This window comes from Gemmatimonadaceae bacterium (assembly GCA_020852815.1).
Taxonomy (GTDB): Bacteria; Gemmatimonadota; Gemmatimonadetes; order Gemmatimonadales; family Gemmatimonadaceae; genus SCN-70-22.
In genome coordinates, this window is the sequence record JADZAN010000015.1 from 230516 (window position 1) to 249289 (window position 18774).

Annotated in this window: 13 protein-coding genes; 6 read left to right on the plus strand and 7 right to left on the minus strand. The window is 67.9% G+C overall.

Translation table 11 applies throughout. From position 1 onward, the window contains the following. Positions 1–12 precede the first annotated feature (12 nt). Together IT359_09005 and IT359_09010 are read right to left on the minus strand one after the other, a co-directional pair. Positions 13–567, minus strand: a complete 555-nt coding sequence (locus IT359_09005) for a hypothetical protein (GenBank protein MCC6929113.1) — start codon at positions 565–567, stop codon at positions 13–15. A gap of 3 nt (positions 568–570) precedes the next feature. After that, entirely contained in the window at positions 571–1041 is a 471-nt protein-coding gene (locus IT359_09010; protein MCC6929114.1) for a PaaI family thioesterase, read from the minus strand. Positions 1042–1277: 236 nt separating this feature from the next. On the opposite strand from IT359_09010, the gene IT359_09015 reads away from it, so the two are divergent. Beyond that, entirely contained in the window at positions 1278–3479 is a 2202-nt protein-coding gene (locus tag IT359_09015) for a carbohydrate binding family 9 domain-containing protein (protein ID MCC6929115.1), read from the plus strand. 136 nt (positions 3480–3615) lie between these two features. Next, positions 3616–5379: a DUF885 family protein gene (locus IT359_09020; protein MCC6929116.1), complete on the plus strand. Its 1764-nt coding sequence runs from the start codon at positions 3616–3618 to the stop codon at positions 5377–5379. 6 nt (positions 5380–5385) lie between these two features. Here IT359_09020 and IT359_09025 read toward each other — a convergent pair whose 3' ends face one another. Further along, positions 5386–5784, minus strand: coding sequence for a nuclear transport factor 2 family protein (locus IT359_09025; protein MCC6929117.1), 399 nt, complete (start codon positions 5782–5784; stop codon positions 5386–5388). Positions 5785–5929: 145 nt separating this feature from the next. On the opposite strand from IT359_09025, the gene IT359_09030 reads away from it, so the two are divergent. Then, a complete protein-coding gene (locus IT359_09030) occupies positions 5930–9094 on the plus strand; it encodes a hypothetical protein (protein ID MCC6929118.1) in 3165 nt (1054 codons plus the stop codon). Positions 9095–9658: 564 nt separating this feature from the next. Here IT359_09030 and IT359_09035 read toward each other — a convergent pair. Together IT359_09035 and IT359_09040 are read right to left on the minus strand one after the other, a co-directional pair. Continuing rightward, positions 9659–11368: a beta-lactamase family protein gene (locus IT359_09035; protein MCC6929119.1), complete on the minus strand. Its 1710-nt coding sequence runs from the start codon at positions 11366–11368 to the stop codon at positions 9659–9661. A gap of 20 nt (positions 11369–11388) precedes the next feature. Next, a complete protein-coding gene (locus IT359_09040; protein MCC6929120.1) occupies positions 11389–13647 on the minus strand; it encodes a PQQ-dependent dehydrogenase, methanol/ethanol family in 2259 nt (752 codons plus the stop codon). Positions 13648–13816: 169 nt separating this feature from the next. On the opposite strand from IT359_09040, the gene IT359_09045 reads away from it, so the two are divergent. Genes IT359_09045 through IT359_09055 form a run of 3 tightly spaced genes read left to right on the plus strand, consistent with a single transcriptional unit; the run spans position 13817 to position 16906 of the window. After that, positions 13817–14296 carry a MaoC family dehydratase gene (locus tag IT359_09045; protein MCC6929121.1) on the plus strand — a complete coding sequence of 160 codons (480 nt, stop codon included), beginning with the start codon at positions 13817–13819 and terminating at the stop codon, positions 14294–14296. Then, entirely contained in the window at positions 14293–15909 is a 1617-nt protein-coding gene (locus IT359_09050) for an AMP-binding protein (GenBank protein ID MCC6929122.1), read from the plus strand. The genes IT359_09045 and IT359_09050 overlap by 4 nt, the downstream gene beginning before the upstream one ends. Before the next feature lie 31 nt (positions 15910–15940). Continuing rightward, positions 15941–16906 carry a serine hydrolase gene (locus IT359_09055; GenBank protein MCC6929123.1) on the plus strand — a complete coding sequence of 322 codons (966 nt, stop codon included), beginning with the start codon at positions 15941–15943 and terminating at the stop codon, positions 16904–16906. 42 nt (positions 16907–16948) lie between these two features. Here the strand turns inward: IT359_09055 and IT359_09060 are convergent, their stop codons facing one another. Then, a complete protein-coding gene (locus IT359_09060) occupies positions 16949–18328 on the minus strand; it encodes an alpha-L-fucosidase (protein MCC6929124.1) in 1380 nt (459 codons plus the stop codon). 9 nt (positions 18329–18337) lie between these two features. Beyond that, a partial coding sequence (locus tag IT359_09065) for a prolyl oligopeptidase family serine peptidase (protein MCC6929125.1) occupies positions 18338–18774 on the minus strand: 437 nt, incomplete at its 5' end.

Below are 18774 nucleotides of genomic sequence, written 5' to 3' on the forward strand. Positions count from 1 at the left end.
TCGCGCCGACACTCAGCCCTGCGCCCCCCGGTCCACCTCGTCGATGCGCCGTTGCGCCTCGCCCCAGTCGACGACCGGCGCCACCTCGGCGTCCGTGAGCTGCAACGAGGCCAGCGCGCGCTCCACCACCGGCGCGCCTAACGCGGGACCGAGCGCCACCCCGAACGCCAGCTCCGCCTTGCGGCACAACCGCTCCTCACGCGCACGGTCGCGCCCGGCGCGCCGCACCCCCATGCAGTCCACGCGCGCATGCATCCCCTCATGCACGATCGACGCCGCCACCGGCGCCGCCGTGATGTCGCGCCGGTCGAGGAAGGTGAGCTCCGTCATGCAGACGCGATCGTCGGGGAAGTAGGCACCCCGGCAGGCGTAGCGCACCACCCAGAAATGGCGCAGATCGCGTTGCAGATGACGGAAGCGCCACGGTTGCGTGCGCTCGATGAGGGCGAGCGCCTCGTCCAGGCGCTCCAGCACATCCTGCGTGCGGATGTCGGGGCGCGAGTTCTCCACCACCACCTGGAACCCGCGCACCACGAACAGCTCCTGCTCGGCCGGCGGCAACGTCATCGCCTATCGTCCCGGCGTTGCCATCGCGGTCGGCATGCGCACCGCGGTCACCTTCCCGCGCGCCACTTCCACCTCGCCGGCAAAGACACTCGTCGACACCAGCACCTTGCGCGGACCGACGTCGTCGGCGCGCGAACGCAGCACGAGTTCGATCCCCATCGGCGTCGGCTTGAGGTAGTCCACGTGCAACGACCCGGTCACGAAGCGCGGCGTCTCGTCGCGCCCCGGTACGTCACCCCCCGCCGCCATCGCCGCCGCCGCCCCCGCGGCGATGGAGTGGCAGTCGACCAGCGAGGCAATGAGCCCGCCGTACACGAACCCCGGCAGCGCGATGTGATACGCCCCCGGCGTGAAGTGGCAGACGGTCTCGCCGTCCTCCCACGCGCTCTTGATGTGCAGCCCGTGCGGATTGAGCCGCCCGCAGCCGTGACAGTGCGAGTAATCCTCGGGGTAGAGATCCTGTATGAAGGCCATCGATGCGCGTGGGTCGGCGAGGGAAACGGGGGTGAGGCGAGCGGCGCGGCCGTCTTGTCCCGTTCGAAACTACGCGGCTGCGCGCCGGGGGCGAGGGGCGGTTCCCCCTCGCGCGGCCGGATAGATTGTGCGCCATGCTTCCTGCCCCGCTCGCTGCGCGCTCGACGCTCGTCGCAGCTGCCACCGCTCGTTCCGCCGCTCTGGCCATCGCTCCTTCCATCGCACGGTCCTTCACCGTGGGCATCGCATTCGCTGTAACGCTTGCCGCCGCTCTCGCCGTTCCGTCACGTGCATCCGCCCAAGCCCTCGCCGACACGAGCGCCCGCCCGCGCGCCTATCGCACCACGACGCCCATTCGGTTGGACGGCGCGCTGGACGAAGCCGACTGGGCACGCGCCGACTCGATCACCGACTTCCGGCAGAAGGAACCAACGGAGGGAGGGCCGCCGTCGGTACGCACGGTGGTGCGACTCCTCGCCACGCCTAACGGGTTGGCGATCGGCTGGTGGTGCCATGACAACGACGCGGCGTCGATTCGCCGCACGCAGTTGCGCCGCGATGCCGCGCTCCGCTCGGACGACTACGTGAGCCTGATGATCGACGGGCTCTCCGACCGTCGCAGCGCCTTCTACTTCCGCACCAACGCCAACGGCTCGCTCTGGGACGGCGAGCACCTGGACATCGAGAACGGCAACGAGGAGTGGGACGGGATCTGGGACGCGCGCACGCAGATCACGGCCGAGGGGTGGACGGCGGAGATGCTCATCCCGTGGGCCACGTTGCGCTACCCCAAGGACGTGCAGTCGATGGGGATGCTTTTCCGGCGCTTTCTTCCGCGCACCAACGAGGAGATCCTCTGGCGCGCCTGGCGACGCACAGAGGGGCTGCGCTTCCTCGAGCGCGAAGGGGCCATCGATGGGCTGGACCATCTCCCGCCACGTGCAATCGCCGAGTTTCGCCCGTATGTGCTGGGCGAAGCGCGGCCGCCGGAGCGCGTCTTTCGTGGCGATGGCTCCGACTCGGTGAGCGCCGGCGCGCTGCAGCGCGGCGACATGGGGCTCGACGTGAAGGTCCCGGTCACCGCAACGCTCACCGCTGACCTCACCTTTCGCCCCGACTTCGCGCAATCCGAAGTCGACCGGCAAATCGTGAACCTCACGCGCTTTCCGCTCTTCTTCCCGGAGCGGCGCCCCTTCTTCACGGAGGGGGCGGCGACCTTCTCGTTCGGGCGCGAGCAGCAGACGCAGATGTTCTACTCGCGCCGCATCGGGTTGGGGAGCGACGGGACACCGGTCACGATCCCCGCGGGGTTGCGCATGCAGGGGCGCGCGGGGAAGTACGTCGTGGGGCTGCTCGCCGCCGCCACCAGCGGCAGCGAGGATTCGCGTGACTTCGTGGCGCGCGCCCGCCGCGACGTCTTCAAGCGCGGCTACGTGGGCGCCATGGCGACGCTGAGCGACCGGCCGGCGCGCCCAGGTTCCATGGCCGGTGGCCTGGACTACAACCTTCCGTTCGTCGTCAGCGGCAACAACCTCATCTTCACCGGCAACGCCGCGTGGAGCCGCGACAGCACCGGCGCCACCCCCGGTGCGCACTACCGTTTCGTCATCGACTACCCGAACGACCGCGCCGACGTCGTCACCCGCTTCGATCGCGTCGAGGCGGGGTACAACCCGGCGTTAGGCTTCGTGCAGCAGCGCGGGATCTATCGCTGGGGCGGGTCGACGAGCATCCAGCCGCGCCCCCGGCACTCGCGCCTCGTGCGCAAGTTCGACTTCAACTTCCTCAACTACGACGTCGTCTGGCGCGACGGGAGCGGGACGGCGGGAGGGCGCGCGCTCGACAATGCCAACTTCAGCGTGCGCCCGCTGGGGATCCAGTTCCAGAGCGGCGACCGCCTGGAGCTGAACGGGATTCGTCGCTTCGACGCCCCCGATGTCGATTTCGAGATCACCCCGGGAGTGGCCGTCCCCGCCGGCGGCTACTGGTGGAACCGCGCCGAGGTGAAGTACACGGGATCGAACGTGCGCACGTGGGCCATCGAGGCGACGGCGTCGACCGGCGCCTTCTACGACGGCAACCGCAACGACCTCTCGTTCGTGGGAAAGCTCCGCCAGCAGCCGCACCTCGAGTTCTCGCTGGAGTACGAGCGCAACGACATCGCATTGCCGGCCGGCGCCTTCGTGGCAAACACCATCCGCTTCCGCGGCGACTACGCCGTCTCGCCGCGCCTCACCTTCACCGCCTTTGCCCAGGCCGACGACCGTTCCGACCGCGCCGCGCTCAACGCGCGCATGCGCTGGACGCAGTCGCCGGGCTCGGACCTCTTCATCGTGTGGAACTCGGTCTGGCCGACGTTGTTCGAGCGGTCGTTCGATGTGATGAAGCCGCAGAATGGGGGGTTGGTGGTGAAGTATGTGCGGTTCTTTAGGAGGTAGGACGGGGGACGGGGGACGGGGGACGGGAGTTCGGTGGCGTCCGGGTGGGTGGGGTGTGCGGGGGGGCGGCTCGACGAGGGGCGCGCGTGGGCGCATCATCTTTCGTCGCAACTCTTCACCACTCTGGAGTCCTGCCATGCCGAGCCTGACGAGCGGCGCCTGCGTCCGCTCATTCGCAATTCTCGCCCTCGCCTTCGCTCCCGTCGTTGCGCCCGTTCTTGCCCACGCGCAGGGGGGGCGCGGTTCCGCGGATGCGCGGTTGCGCGCGCTGTACACGGCGGAGTGGGAGTGGCGACAGAAGGAGTTCGGGCGGGGAAAGGACACCTTCCCGCGCGTCGATGCCCAGACGCAGGCGTCGCGCCTCGCCTACTGGACGCGTGTGCTCGCGCAGTACGACTCGATTCCCGTTGCCCGCCTCTCTCCCGAGGAGCAGGTCAACGCCGCGGTCTTCCATACGTCGGTCAAGGCACTCGCCAACGACGTCCGCTTCAAGACGTATGAAGCGCCGTTCAACAGCGACACCTTCTTCTGGAGCGACTTCACGCCGCGTCGCGGCTTTGCCCGCCTGGAGGACTATCGCCGCTTCCTCACCCGACTGCGCGATGTGCCGCGCTACTTCGCCGACCAGACGGTGAACATGCGCGCCGGACTGGCGCGCGGGTACACCGTCCCGCGCGTCGCCGTCGAGGGGCGCGACCAGACGATCGTCCCCTACACGCGGGCAGATACGACCAACCCGCTCTACGTCCCCTTCGCGCAGATCCCGGCGACGATTTCCGACTCCACACGAACGGCGCTGCGCAACGAAGCGCAGCAGGTGATTCGCGACCTCGTGGCGCCGGCCTACGCCACACTCCTCACCTTCATGCGCGAGGAGTATCTCGCCAAGGCGCGCACGACGCTCGCGGCGACGTTGCTCCCGGATGGCGAGGCATTCTACCAGTCGCAAATCGAGGAGTACACGACGCTCCCGCTCACCGCCGATCAGATCCACGAGCAGGGGAAGGCAGAGGTCGCGCGCATCCGCGCCGAGATGGAGGTGGTGAAGGCCAAGACCGGCTTCACGGGATCGATGGCCGAGTTCTTCCAGTTCCTCCGCACCGATCCGCAGTTCTACGCCAAGACGCCGCGCGAACTGCTCGCGTATTCGGCCTACATCTCGAAGAAAGCCGACTTCAAGCTGAAGGAGACCATCGGCTACCTCCCGCGCTATCGCCACGGGATCGTCCCGGTGCCGCCGGAGTTGGCGCCGATCTACACCGGCGGGCGTGGCGGCCTGGATGCATGCATGATGAACACGTACAACCTCCCGGCGCGCCCGCTCTACACCATCCCGCCGCTCACGCTGCACGAGTGCACGCCGGGGCACTCGTTCCAGGCGGCGCTGGCGCTCGAGGGGCCGCCGCGCCCCGAGTTCCGCAACTCGACGTACTTCAGCGGCTACGGCGAGGGGTGGGGGCTCTACACCGAGTGGCTGGGCACGGTGATGGGGATCTACGAGACGCCGTACGAGGACTTCGGGCGCCTGACGTACGAGATGTGGCGCGCCTCGCGCCTGGTGATCGACACCGGCATCCACAAGTTTGGCTGGACGCGCCAGCAGGCCATCGACTTCCTCAAGGACAACGCCCCGCTCTCCGAGCACGAGGTGACGACGGAGATTGACCGCTACATCGCGTGGCCGGGGCAGGCGCTGTCGTACAAGCTGGGAGAGATGCAGATCCGCCGGCACCGGCGCGAGGCCGAAGCGGCGTTAGGCGACAAGTTCGACCAGCGCGCCTTCCACGATGCCATCCTGGCGTTAGGCTCGGTCCCGCTCCCGGTGCTGGAGCAGCGCATGAAGCAGTTCATCGCCGACGGCGGGAAGAACTCGCCCATGCCCAGCAAGGCGGTGCAGTAGAGGCGACTACGCGCCGCGCAGTTGCCGCTCGTAGTCCGCCACATCGAAGGTGCCGGTCGAATCGGCCACCAGCCCGCCGGCACCGAAGGTCCACGTCTCCGACCCGCGCACGCGCACGCGCCGACCGGTCCCGCCAGGGCCGGTGTTGGTGCCGTGCAGCGTCCAGCGGTACACCGCGCGCGCTCCCTCGGTCTCCAGTCCATCGAGTTCGACCACGAGATCGGGGAAGGCGGTCATGAAGCCGCGCGCCGACTCGGCTACCGCGGCGCGCCCCACGCTTGGCGCGCCGCCGTTGATGGTGATGACGCCGTTGGCTGTGTAGAAGGCGGCGACGCGCTCGGGATCGTGGCTGCACCAGGCGGCGGTGTAGCGGACGGCGAAGTCATGAAGCTCGGCGTCGTTCATCGAATGTTCAGGGTTGAAGGGTGAACGCACGATAACGAGCGTTCGACGCCGCGACCATCGCGCATGTCCGGTGTTTCGATCTTGCGATGAAGGGACGCGCGGGTCATCGTCGCGATCTGTCGCCTTCCCGATCTCCCAACGTCTCATGCGATTCCATTCTCCACGCACACGCCGCACTTACCGCGCGCGAAGCTGGCGCGCCGTCACGGTCGCCACCGTCGCCCTCGCGACCATCGTCCCCGCGCTGGCACTGCACGCGCAGCGCGCGCCCGCGCCGACGAGTACCTCGAGGACGGCCATCGACACGACCGCCCTCTCCCGCCTTGCGTTCCGATCGATTGGCCCCGCCAACATGATGGGGCGGTCGACCGACGTCGAAGGGGTGCCCGGCAATCCCAACATCGTGTACGTCGGCACCGCCGCTGGTGGGCTCTGGAAGACGATCAACGGCGGCACGACGTGGATGCCGATCTTCGAGAAGCAGCCCACGCTCAGCATCGGCGACTTCGCCCTCGAACCCGGGAACCCCGACGTGATCTACGTCGGCACCGGCGAGGCCAACGTGCGCAACTCGGTCTCGTTCGGGCGCGGAATGTACAAGTCGACCGACGGGGGGCGCTCGTGGCGCTTCATCGGGCTCGGCGACACGCGCCACATTGCCCGCGTGATGGTGAGCCCTGACGATCCGCGCACGATCTTCGCCTGCGCCATCGGCCACATGGCGGGGCCCAGCGCGGAGCGCGGCGTCTTCGTGTCGCGCGACGCCGGCGCCACGTGGACCAAGGCGCTCTACCTCGACGACAAGCACGGCTGCGCCGACCTCGACGTCGACCCGAAGAACCCCAACATCGTCTATGCCGCGATGTGGCTCTTCGATCGCAAGCAGTGGACCTTCACCTCCGGCTCCGAGCAGGGGGGGATCTTCAAGTCGGTGGACGGCGGCGCCACCTGGAAGAAGCTCGGCGGCGGCTTGCCCAAGCTCCTCGGGCGCATTGGCGTGAAGGTCGCCCCGTCGTCGCCCAACATCGTCTACGCCATCACCGAGTCGCAGCAGGGCTACGTCTACCGCAGCGACAACTACGGCGAGAACTGGACCAGGACGAGCGACGACGCGCGCACCATCTGTCGTGGCTACTACTACTCCGACCTTCGCGTCGACCCGCAGAACCCGGAGCGCGTCTACTCGATCGCCTGCAACCTCTCGGTGTCTATCGACGGCGGGCGCAACTTCCGCCCCATCGCGGTGACCGTCCACGGCGACCACCACTCGCTCTGGATCGATCCCAGCGACCCGTCGCGCCTCTGGGACACCAACGATGGCGGGATTGCCGAGTCGCGCGACCGGGGCGTGAACTGGCGCTTCCCCAACGTCTTCCCGCTGTCGCAGTTCTACCAGCTGCACGCGGACAACCGCGAGCCGTTCTACTTCCTGGGCGGCGGGCTGCAGGACAATGGCAACTGGCTTGGCCCCAGCCGCACGCGCGACCCGTTAGGCATCCTGGTCGACGACTGGAACCTGGTCTCGTACGGCGACGGCTACTACCAGACATCGCATCCCGACGATCCGGACTACCTCATCACCGACAGTCAGGGCGGGATGATCTGGCGCACGCAGATGAAGACGCGTGAGCAGGAAGACATCTCGCCGCAGCCCAGGCGCAACGACGGCGGCCCGGTGAACGACCTCAAGTACCGCTTCAACTGGAACGCCCCCATCGTCGCCTCGCCGCACGACGGCAAGGTGATCTACTTCGGCTCGCAGGTCCTGTTCCGCTCGCGCGACTTCGGCGCCACGTGGCAGGCCATCTCCCCCGACCTCTCGAAGAACGACACCACGCGCCACGGCTGGGCCGGCGGTCCGGCGATGCTCGAGGCCACGACAGCCGAGTTCTACAACTCGATCTACTCCATCGCCGAGTCGCCGGTGCAGAAGGGGATCATCTGGGCGGGGCTCGACGACGGCAACTTGCAGGTGACGAGGGACGACGGCGCCACATGGACGCGCGTCGACCGGAACGTTCCCGGTGTGGGACCAGAGGCGGTCGTCTCGCACGTGGAGGCGAGCCGCACCGGCGCGTGCACCGCGTACGCGACGTTCGAGCGCAAGTTCATGGACGACCTCAAGCCGTACATCTTCAAGACGACGGATTGCGGCGCCACCTGGACCAGCATCGCCGGCAACCTCCCTGAGGGGGCGTACCTGCAGGTGCTGCGCGAGGACCCGAGGAACACGAACGTCCTCTACGCGGGGACCGAGACGGGACTCTACGTGAGTGTGACGGGAGGGAACGACTGGTTCCGGTTAGGCGGCAACCTCCCCGCGGTCCCGGTACACGAGGTGCTGGTGCACAAGCGCGAGAACGACCTCATCGTCGCCACGCATGCACGCGGTGTCTGGATCCTCGACGACGCCTCGGCGATCCAGGAGCTGGCTGCGGCAGCGGCGAAGCCGGCGCACCTCTTTGCCATGCGCACGGCGACGCGCTTTGCCACCAAGCAGAACAAGGGGTCGTTAGGCAACGCGCTCTTCATGGGCCCCAACCCGCCGTACGGGGCCATCATCCGCTACAGCCTTCGCACGCGTCCCTCGGCGGAAACACCGGTGAAGCTCGAGATCCTCGATGGCGACGCGAAGGTCGTGCGAACCCTGGCCCGCGTGCCGCGCGAGGCGGGGATCAACACGACGTCATGGGACCTGGGCTACGAGCCGGCGCGCGCGCGCCGCGCCGCGGCGCCCAGCAGCGGGACGGAGGACTTCGAGGAGATGGCGGCGCGGCTGTTCGGCGCGCCCAGCGGGGCGCGCGCGCTCCCCGGGCGTTACGTCGTGCGGCTGACGGTGGGGAGCGAGGTGCTGGAGCAACCGGTGAACGTGCGGGTCGACCCCACGTCCAGCACCACGCTCGACGCGCTCAAGCAGCAGTTCGTGGTGGCCACCGAGTTGCGCGACCTGCTGTCGCTGGCCAACGACACACTGCGCGCGCTTGACGGGCGCAAGGCAGAGTTGGAGGCCAAGCGGCGGGCTGCCTTGGCAATCCCCGAAGGCACGGGTGCGGCGGCCGCCAAGCTTCTCGCCGGGGAGATCGCCGAAGTCGACACGCTGCTCGACATCCTGGCCAAACCGGCATCGGCGCCACAATGGACCGGCGGCCCGCGCATCAGCGACCGCATCGGCGCGCTGCTGCGCAACATTGGTCAGGGGAACGCGGCGCCGACCGGCGAGCAAGCCAAACTGGGGAAAGAACTCGCCGTCGAGCTGCGCGACGCCCTGGAGCGCGTGCGGAAGTACCTGGGGCGGTTCACGACGATGTAAGGCGGCTAAGTGAGGTGAGGCTCGTTTCGGGGAACTACGAAGCACGACACGGAGGGTCGCGGAGGTGGCACGGAGGGGCACGGAGGAGTTCAATCGTCCTTGGTTTCCTCCGTGTGACTCCGTGTCTCCGTTGCCCTCCGTGTCATATCGATCTTGAACTTGCACTTCCTGACCGTACGCATTCGCTGGGTCTGGCGGCGCTCGGGACAACAGAAAGATCAAAAGCCTTGAACACGGAGGACACACGGAGGCACGGAGGGGCACGGAGGAGTTCAATCGTCCTCGATCTCCTCCGTGTGACTCCGTGTCTCCGTTACCCTCCGTGTTATATCGATCTTGAACTTGTACTTCCAGGTCCGACGCATCCGCTGGGTCCGGCGTCGCTCAGGACGAAAAGATCAAAAGCCTTGAACACGGAGGACGTACGGAGGCACGGAGGGACACGGAGGAGTTCAATCGTCCTTGATCGCCTCCGTGCCCCTCCGTGAATCCTCCGTTTCCCTCCGTGTCGAGCTTTAGGGGCGCTTAGAGCCTTCAGATCTTGCCTCGCGAATGGCGCGACACCTAACGCTCGCGCTCGAACACGAGGTTCTGCGTGCGTGCCGCGCTCAGGCTGAAGCCGCGCACCGCACCGCGGGCGTCGCGCGTGAAGGCAAGGCGCGCCCCCGCCCCGCGCACCGTGAAAACGTCGCGAGCCAGCGGCTCCAGCACCATCCACTCGCCGTAGCGCAGGCGCAGCTGCAATGCACTGCCCTCGCTCCGGACGATCCCCCAGGTATCCAGCTCCGCACTGGCATAGCGCCCGGCGTACGCCGCGGCGGCCGCCGGTGCCAGCGTGTCGATCGCCACCAGTCGCGGCGCGGGGGCTGACATGTCGAACTGCGGGACCTGCAGGGTGACACCCGACGACGTGCGGGCGAAGGTCGCCGGTTCGCTCGAGGTGGGGGTGATGAACGTCGAGTCGGAGGTGGCGCGCAGCAGCAAGCGCTGCCCCATGAGCGTCATCGTCAAGGTACTCCCGTCGCGGACAATCGCCGCCACGATGCCGGGAAGCACTTCGTAGCGCCCCACCCAGCGCTCCAGCACGTCGGCGGCGGGTGTGGCACCCGCAGTCGATGCAGCTGGCGGTGCCACACTCGCGGCTGCAACGGCGGCAAAGCGCGCACCCAGGTAGCGGTCCGCCACCTGCCGCGCCATCGCCTCGGGCTGCGCCGTGTAGTCGTTGCACAGGATCGCGACCGACAAGCGTTCCTGCGGGAAACGCAGCAGCTGCGCGCGAAAGCCAATGAAGGCGCCCCCATGCTCGACGATGGGGAGGCCGCGGTAACTCCCCGGCATGAGGCCAAAAGCATACACCTGCGGCTTGCCGCTGGCGAGTGGCGTCGGCTCGGGCGTCACGAGCTGCGCGATGAGCGCGGGATCGCCCTTCCCCAAGCGGTTGTGGTAGAAGTTGGCGTCCCACTTGATCAGGTCGTCGACCGACGTGAGCAAGCCACCATCGCCCACCAGCGCAAACGACGTGCGCACGATCCTGAAGCCGCCGCGCCCGTCGGGCTGATACCCCTCCGCGCGCCGAGCCACGATGCGCGTGTTGTCATCGTGAAACTGCGTGCTCGTCATGCCCAGCGGGGCAAAGATCCGCTCCGTCGTGAACTCGCGCAGCGACTTCCCGCTGGCACGCTTCACGATCTCGGCAAGGAGGAGGTAGCCCGAGTTGGAGTACGAGTACCGCGAGCCCGGCGCGAAGTCGAGCGCGCGCTGCCGCGCGACCAGGTCGAGCGCCATCTCCGGCGGCACCTCGTCGGCAATGCTGCGCCCCGACATCGCCCACAGGCCGAGATAGTCACGAATCCCGCTCGTGTGATGCACGAGGTTGGCGATCGTGATGGGCTGCGCATACGCAGGCAGTTCGGGGATCCATTTCCGCACCGGGTCGGCGAGCGAGAGCTTTCCCTCCTCGGCGAGGAGCGCGATGCTCGCGGCGGTGAACTGCTTGGAGGTCGACGCGATGTAGAAGACCGTGCCGGTGCCGATGGGGACGCCCTGGTTCAGCTCCGCCATCCCGTAGCCGCGCCCGTAGGCCAGGCGTTCGTCGCGATACACCCCCAGCGCGCATCCCGGCGTGTTGGTGTGGTCGTAGCGGGCAAAGATCGAGTCGATTGCGGCTGGCGGTGGGTCGCCGGCTGGCGAGCGTTGGGCCAGCGCCGCCGCCGGGGCGGCCAACTGGATGAGCGCCGGCGCGAGCAATGCCGCGATGGTACGCGTGTTCCGCATGCTGGGCTCGTCGCTCGGCATCAGTGTGGCACCTTGGCGCGCGATTGCAGTTCCACCCTGGGCGCCGCGCCCCCCGCACGCTCCTCCTCCCACAGCCGACGCTGCTCGCGCACCACGTGTGCATGGATGGCCTTCACGTCGTCGGGGGAGAAGATGTCGGCAAAGCTCGACATCCCGTTGGCCCTGAGCTTTCCCCCGGTGACGATGGAGTCGAACGCCGCATGCACCGCCGGCGTGAGCTGGTGCAGGTCGGGATAGGCGCTGAGCTGCTGCTCGCCGCGCCCCAGGTGGCAGTACGCGCAGGTGGTGTTGAACATCGCGGCGCCGCGGTCGGCGAGCGAGTCGGTGACAAAGGTGAGCGCTGGCGGCTCGGGCGTTGCGGCTGGCGAGCGCCGGGGCGGGAGCGGTGTCGTTGTCCCGCCAAGCTTGAAGGCGAGGATGCGCCCGTAGTTCTGGTAGGTGTAGACGGCGCTGTTCTGCGGATACGCCGGCGCCAGCGCCCCGCCGAAGCCCGCGAGCACTGCGATGTATTGCTCGCCATCGATCTCGTAGGCAATGGGAGCCGCCATGATCCCCGTCCCCACCTCGATGTCGTGCAGCTGCTTCCCGTTGTCGGCGCGATACACCACCAGGTGCCCGGCCGACGTCCCCTGGATCACCAGGTTCCCCGCCGTCGTGAGGACGCCGCCGCCCGACCACTCCTTGTCACCGATCGGCACACGCCACTTCTCGGTTTGTGTCACCGGATCCCACGCCATGAGCACTTCCTGCGTCGCCGGTGACGGAATGTTCGGCTGCCGCTTCATCGCATCGTCGATCAGCTTCTGCTCGGCGGGGCCCACCAGGTCGCGCACGTCGCCCATCAGCGCGCCGGCCCCCATGTTGCCGCGCCCCTTGTTCCACGAGTACGTCGGATCGGAGCGCATCAGCATCCCCTGGAAGCGCGCCGGGATGTAGGCCAGTCCTGTTGTCGGGCTGTAGGCCATGGGCTGCCAGTTGTGCCCGCCCGTCTGCGCGGGATAGACCATCGCCGGAGCCTTCTCGTACACCGCCGCCGGGTTCACCTGCGGACGACCCGCGGAATCGAAGCCGGTGAGCCAGTTGGCAAAGACGAACGGCTTTCCCGAGATGAACTCACCCGTGGCGCGGTCGAGGACGTAGTAGATCCCGTTCTTCGGCGCCTGCATCAGGACCTTGCGCGCGCGCCCGCCGATGGTGAGGTCGGCGAGGATGATGTTGGCTGTCGCCGTGTAGTCCCAGAGCTCCCATGGCACCTGCTGGTAGTGCCACTTGAGCTCCCCGTTGTCGGGATCGATGGCGAGAATCGACACGAGGTACAGGTTGTCGCCGCGCGACGGATCGCGATGCCAGCCGGAATAGGGGGTGCTGTTCCCCGTCCCCACGTAGAGGAGGTTGAGTTCGGGGTCATACGCCATCTCCCCCCACACCGTCCCGCCCAGTCCCGACGCCCAGTCGGTCCGAGGGCCCCACGTCTTGAGCGCCACCTCCATCGCCTTGTTCTCCGGCGCGCCCTTGGCCGGGTCGCCCGGGACCGTGAAGAAGCGCCACTTCTGCGCGCCGCTCCCCAGATCATACGCGGTGACGTAGCCGCGCACGCCGAACTCACCGCCGCTGTTGCCGATCACGACGACGTTGCCCGCCACCTGCGGTGCGCCGGTGATGGAGTAGAACCGGGTGTCGCGATCGATGAAGGTATCCTTCTTCCAGACCTCCTGGCCCGTCGCCGCGTCGAGCGCCACCATGAGGCCGTCGATCGTCGCGACGTAGATGCGCCCCTTCCACACCGCGAGCCCGCGACTTACCACGTCACAGCAGGCGCGCCGATTGTAGCTCCCATCCACCTCAGGGTCGTAACGCCACTTCTCGGCGCCGGTGCGTGCATCCACGGCGTACACCGTCCCCCACGGCCCCGAGGCGTACAGCACGCCGTCGACGACGATGGGTGTTGCTTCCTGCCCGTGCTCCACGCGTCCGCGATGCGTGCGCGCGGAGTACTCCCAGGCAAAGCCGAGTTTGTCGGCGTTGGAGTCGTTGAGTTGCGTGAGCGGCGAGAAGCGTTCGCCCTTGAAGGTGCGCCCCAGCGCCATCCATTGCCCCGGCTCCGCTTCGGCCGCGAGCAGGCGTTGCGCGTCGATGTTGCCGTAGGAGAGCGCGGCGGCGCGGCGCTCATTCCCTGCACCACCGCACGCGCCGCTGACCATCGACGCGGTGACGATAACGGCGCAGGCAACACGACTCGGCGGGCAGGTGAGGCGCATGATGGCGGGTAGCGAACGGTGGGAGACGCGCGCGAAGGTGCCGGCGATACGCTACGTGCCCTTGCCTCCTCCCGGAAGGAGCGCCGCGCAGGCCAGGGCGCTCGATGGCGCGACGCGTTGCAACCGCGAGCACGGAGGTGCACGTTTAGCGCGCCCGCACCCACTCCCAATGACCAATCCCGCCTTTCTCGCGAACTTCACCGCCGGTCGCGAACTCGGCAGCTCGCCGTGGATCACCGTCACGCAGGAGATGATCACCGGCTTTGGCGAAGTGACGAGTGACCTGGACCCGATGCACGTCGATCCGGAGTGGGCGTCGCAGGGGCCATTCGGTGGAACCATCGCCTTTGGCTTCCTCACCATGTCGCTCCTCACGCACATGCTGCACCGAGTGCTGGGGAGCGATCCCTCGCGGCACGATCCAACGCAGGGCTACTACCTCAACTACGGCTTCGATCGCGTGCGCCTCGTGACGCCGGTGCCGGCGGGGGCGCGCATTCGCGGGACCTTTCGTGCGGGCGAGCGCCGTGTGGACGCGAAGAACCGCAGCATCCTCACCTGGCATGTGACGGTGGAGATCGAGGGGAGTGAGCGCCCCGCCCTGGTGGCCGAGTGGCTGTCGATGTGGGTCCCGCCCGCGGCGAGATGAGCGACGCGGCCCGCGGCGACGCCCCCCGGTTGCCCCCACCGGTGGTGGCGCGGCTCAGCGAGTGGGTCACGTGGTACGCGGCGCGCACGCCTAACGCCGAGTCGGTCGTGTGCCGCGACGAACGCCTGACATACGCCGAGCTGCTGCAGCGCGTGGATGATACCGCGCGCGCCCTGCTTCGGGGCGGCGTCCAGCGCGGCGACCGCGTTGCCACCCTCGCCACGCCCTCGATCGATTTCTGGGTCACCTTCCTCGCGACGGTCTCGATCGGCGGAATCTGGCTCGGGCTCAATCCGCGCTATCGTGTCGACGAGCTGGCGTACGTTGTCGGCGACGCCGAGCCGAGCATCCTCTTCGCCCGCACGCAGGCGGGAGGGCGTCAGTATCACGACGAAATCGAGGCGATGCGGCGCGCGGCGCCGTCGATCGCGAACGTGGTCGCCCTCGATGCGGACGCGGCGAACGGGGCGAACGGGGCGAGCGCTTACGAGTCCGTGCAGAAGTTCGTGGCCGCGGGGCGGGACGTGCCCGACGAGGCGCTGGCCAAGGCCCGCATACCGGGCGACGGACGCGAGCCGTGCCTCCTCGTCTACACATCGGGCTCCACCGGGCGCCCCAAGGGGGCGCTGCTCCACCACACGGGAATCGTCGCCTTCTCGCTGGAGCAGAACCGTTGTTGGCCGCTCCGCAACCAACGCTTCCTCAACTACCTCCCCATCAACCACGTAGGTTGCGTCATCGACCTGTCGGTCCCCACGCTTGCGGCTGGCGGCTGCCTCGTCTTCATGGAACAGTTCTCGCCAGACGGGGCGCTCGAGCTCACGGTGCGGGAGCGCGTCAACTGCCTCGGCTCTGTCCCCACCGTCTTCCAGATGCAGTTGGCGCTCCCCAACTTCGCCGACTACGACCTCTCGGCCATCGAGTTGATCATCTGGGAAGGGGCGGCGATGCCGGTCGAGGTCATCGAGCGGCTGCGCGCCATCTGTCCGCGCCTGGCGACCAACTACGGAATGACGGAGACCACCAGCGCCATCACCATCGTCGAACCGACCGACGAGCTCGACATCCTGGCCAACAGCGTGGGGCACGCTTTTCCCGGCGTGGAGATTCGGCTCGTGGACGAAGATGGCACGGTCGTCGCCCCCGGACATCCCGGTGAAGTGCAGGTCCGCTCGATCTACAACCTTCTCGGCTACTGGCGGCGCCCCGAGGCCACGGCCGCGGCGTTCACTGGCGATGGCTTCTTCCGCACCGGCGACGTGGCCGAGCAGCGCGCCGACGGTCGCTATCGCCTGGTAGGGCGGCTCAAGGAGATGTACAAGTCCGGGGGCTACAACGTGTACCCGCGCGAGGTGGAGGACGTGATCCACTCGCACCCCGACGTGATCATGGCCGCCGTGGTGGCGCGCCCCGACCCGCTGTGGGACGAGGTGGGCGTTGCCTTCGTGGTCGCCAAGGCCGGGCTTACGGCAAACGCGCTCGCCGAGTACTGTCGCACGCGCCTCGCGAACTACAAGCTCCCGAAGTCGTTCGTCCTTTGCGACGCGTTGCCGCTCCTCCCCATCGGGAAGGTGGACAAGGTGGCGCTCACGCGTCGCGCCGCGGAACTCTGAAGGTCCAAGCCCCGCCCCCGACGCCCCTGCCATGATGCGAACCCGCTCACTCGCTGCCGCCATCGTCGCCCTGGCCGTGCATGTTGCACCTGCCGGCGCGCAGGGCAACCTGCAGTCATACGTCACGCAGGCGCTCAACTCGCTCTCGGCGAAGAGCTCCATCTTCGCCAAGCACCTCCCATCGGGGCGAACGATCGAGCTGCGCGCCGACGTGCCTATGAACACGCTGAGCGTGATCAAGATCGCCGTGATGCTGCAGGCGTTCCGCGACGTCGAGGGTGGGAAGCTCAAGCTCACCGACCGCTACGTCATACGCCCCGAGGACCTGCGCCGTGGGAGCGGGTTGATCCAGACGTTCGACGCCGGGCTCAACCCAACGTATCGCGACCTCATCGAGCAGATGATCATCACCAGCGACAACACGGCGACGGACATCATGATCCGCACCGTGGGGCTCGCGCGAGTGAACACGATGCTGGCGCAGCTGGGTTTTCGCGAGACGCGGCTCAATCGCACCACCGGCGACCTCTTTCGCGAGGTCTGGATTCGCGCCGATGCGAAGAACGCGACGATGACCGATCGCGAGGTATACGAGCGCGGCTTCCCGAACGACGCGAAGTCGTCCGAGCGGAGCTTCACCCTCGAGGGTGATTCCACGCGATGGCTGGGGCGCACCACCGCGCGCGAGATGGCGACGTTGCTGGAGGGGATCCTCAGCGCCAAGTACGCGTCGAAGCTTTCCAGCGACGTGATGATCGGGATGCTGCGGCGGCAGTTCTACGCGTCGCGCCTTCCGCAGCGCATCCAGTACCGGGCATCGGTGGCGCACAAGACCGGCGACTGGCCCCCCATCGCCGGCAACGACGTGGGGATCATCTTCTACGAGGGGGGGCCGGCGATCGTGAGCGTCTTCACCAACCAGAATACCGGTGACTTCTTCGAGTTGGAGTCCACGCTGGGACGCATCGCGGAGCAGGTGATCACGCTCTGGCGGTAGCGGCGCGCAGTTGCAGCGCGCGGTGGTGTTTCGACGTCCGCGTCAGCCGGCGCGGACGTCGCGATCGAATTCCACGCGCACCACGGAGCAGATCGGATCCGGGGCGCGATCGGGGAGCGTCAGCACGACTCCGTCGTCGCCCGCGCCTAACGGGATGCGCGTCCCTTCATCCGCCAGGAGCCAGGCGCGGCGCGGCGTGGCCCAGACGCCCGGAAGGACGAGCTCTCCCGGCTGCCACTGCTCGACGAAGACGTTGATGTACTGCCCTTGCGTGGTCGTGCGGCAAGCCGGCGTATCGACGATCGAGGCCGTGCTGCGGTAGATGGCGTCACCGTTCGCCGCCATCCACCTCCCGATCACCGCCAGGCCATCGACGCTCGGCTGCGGGACGCGCCCGCTGCCGTCGGGTCCAACGTTGAGCAGCAGGTTCCCCCCCTTGCTCGCCGTCTCCACCAGGAGTCCGATGAGCCTGGCGGGCGACTTCCAGTTGCTGTCGTCCTTCGCGAAGCCCCAGTTGTCGTTCATCGTCATGCACGACTCCCAGTCCTGCCCGGGGAGCCCGCGCGCGGGGACCTCCAACTCCGGCGTGCTGTAGTCGCCCACGTTGCCGTCGCCGCGCGTGCGGTCGTCGCCGCCGGGAGCCGCAACGTCGACGCGGTTGTTGATGATGACGCCGGGCTGCAGCGACCGGCACAGCGCCACCGTCTCCCTCGCCAGCGCGTGGCTCCAGGTCTTCTCCCACTGCCCGTCGAACCAGAGGATGCTTACCTGGCCGTAGTTGGTGAGGAGTTCGCGCAACTGCGCGTGCATGAAGCGTACGTAGCGCGAGAAGTCGGCCCCCGACGCGTCGCGTCGTTCCCAGTCGCGGCGCGGGAGGTAGTCGGGGTGATACCAGTCCATGATGGAGTAGTACCAGCCGAGCCTGAGCCCGTGCGTGCGACATGCGTCGGCAAAGGCGCGCATGATGTCGCGCTTGTACGGTGTCGCCATCACGTCGTACTCGCTCACCGCCGACGGCCAGAGTGCAAAGCCTTCGTGGTGCTTTGTGGTGACGACGACGTACTTCTGCCCCGCCGCCTTGGCCATCCGTACGATGGCGTCGGCGTCGAGCGCGGTGGGGTTCCAGCGGTTGGCGAGCTGGATGTATTCCTCGTGCGGGATCCTGGCGTTGTTGCGCATCCACTCGTGCGAGCCGACGAACTTCCCGTTCCACTCGCCGCCCGGCAGCGAGTACAGGCCAAGGTGCACGAACATCCCGAAGCGCGCGTCGCGCCACCACTGCATGCGGTCCGGGGCGCCCGGGCTGGGTGTACCGTCAGCCGCAAGCGGGTGAGGCGCCGGATGCGAGACGTTCCGGTGGCCGAACAGCGCGCGGCCGGCCAGCCCGGCCGCCCCCAGCGTGACAAAGTCGCGTCGGTCCATGGATGCCGCCTACTGCAGCGGTGCCTTGTGCTTCTCGAACCACCCCTGCAGCGTCGTCAGCTTCGCCGCGGCGTGGCTGGGATAGCGGCGAATGCCGTGCGGCTCGCCGGGAACGCGCACCAGCACCGCTTCCACGCCGCGCAGCTTGAGCGCCTTGTAGTACTGTTCGCTCTCCGACATCGGCGTGCGAAAGTCCTCTTCCCCCGTCATGATCAGCGTCGGCGTCTTCACGTTCTTCACCACGCTCAGCAGCGAACGCTTGTCGTAGTTCTCGGCGTTGTCCCAGGGAAGGCCGGGGAACCAGTTCTTCACCGAGAGCGGCGCCATGTCGGCGGTGAGCGAGAACGACTCCCAGTTGATCACGGGATAGAAGGCCAGCGCGGCGCGGAAGCGATCGGTGTGGCCAATCATCCACGCGGTGAGGACGCCGCCACCGCTCCCGCCGG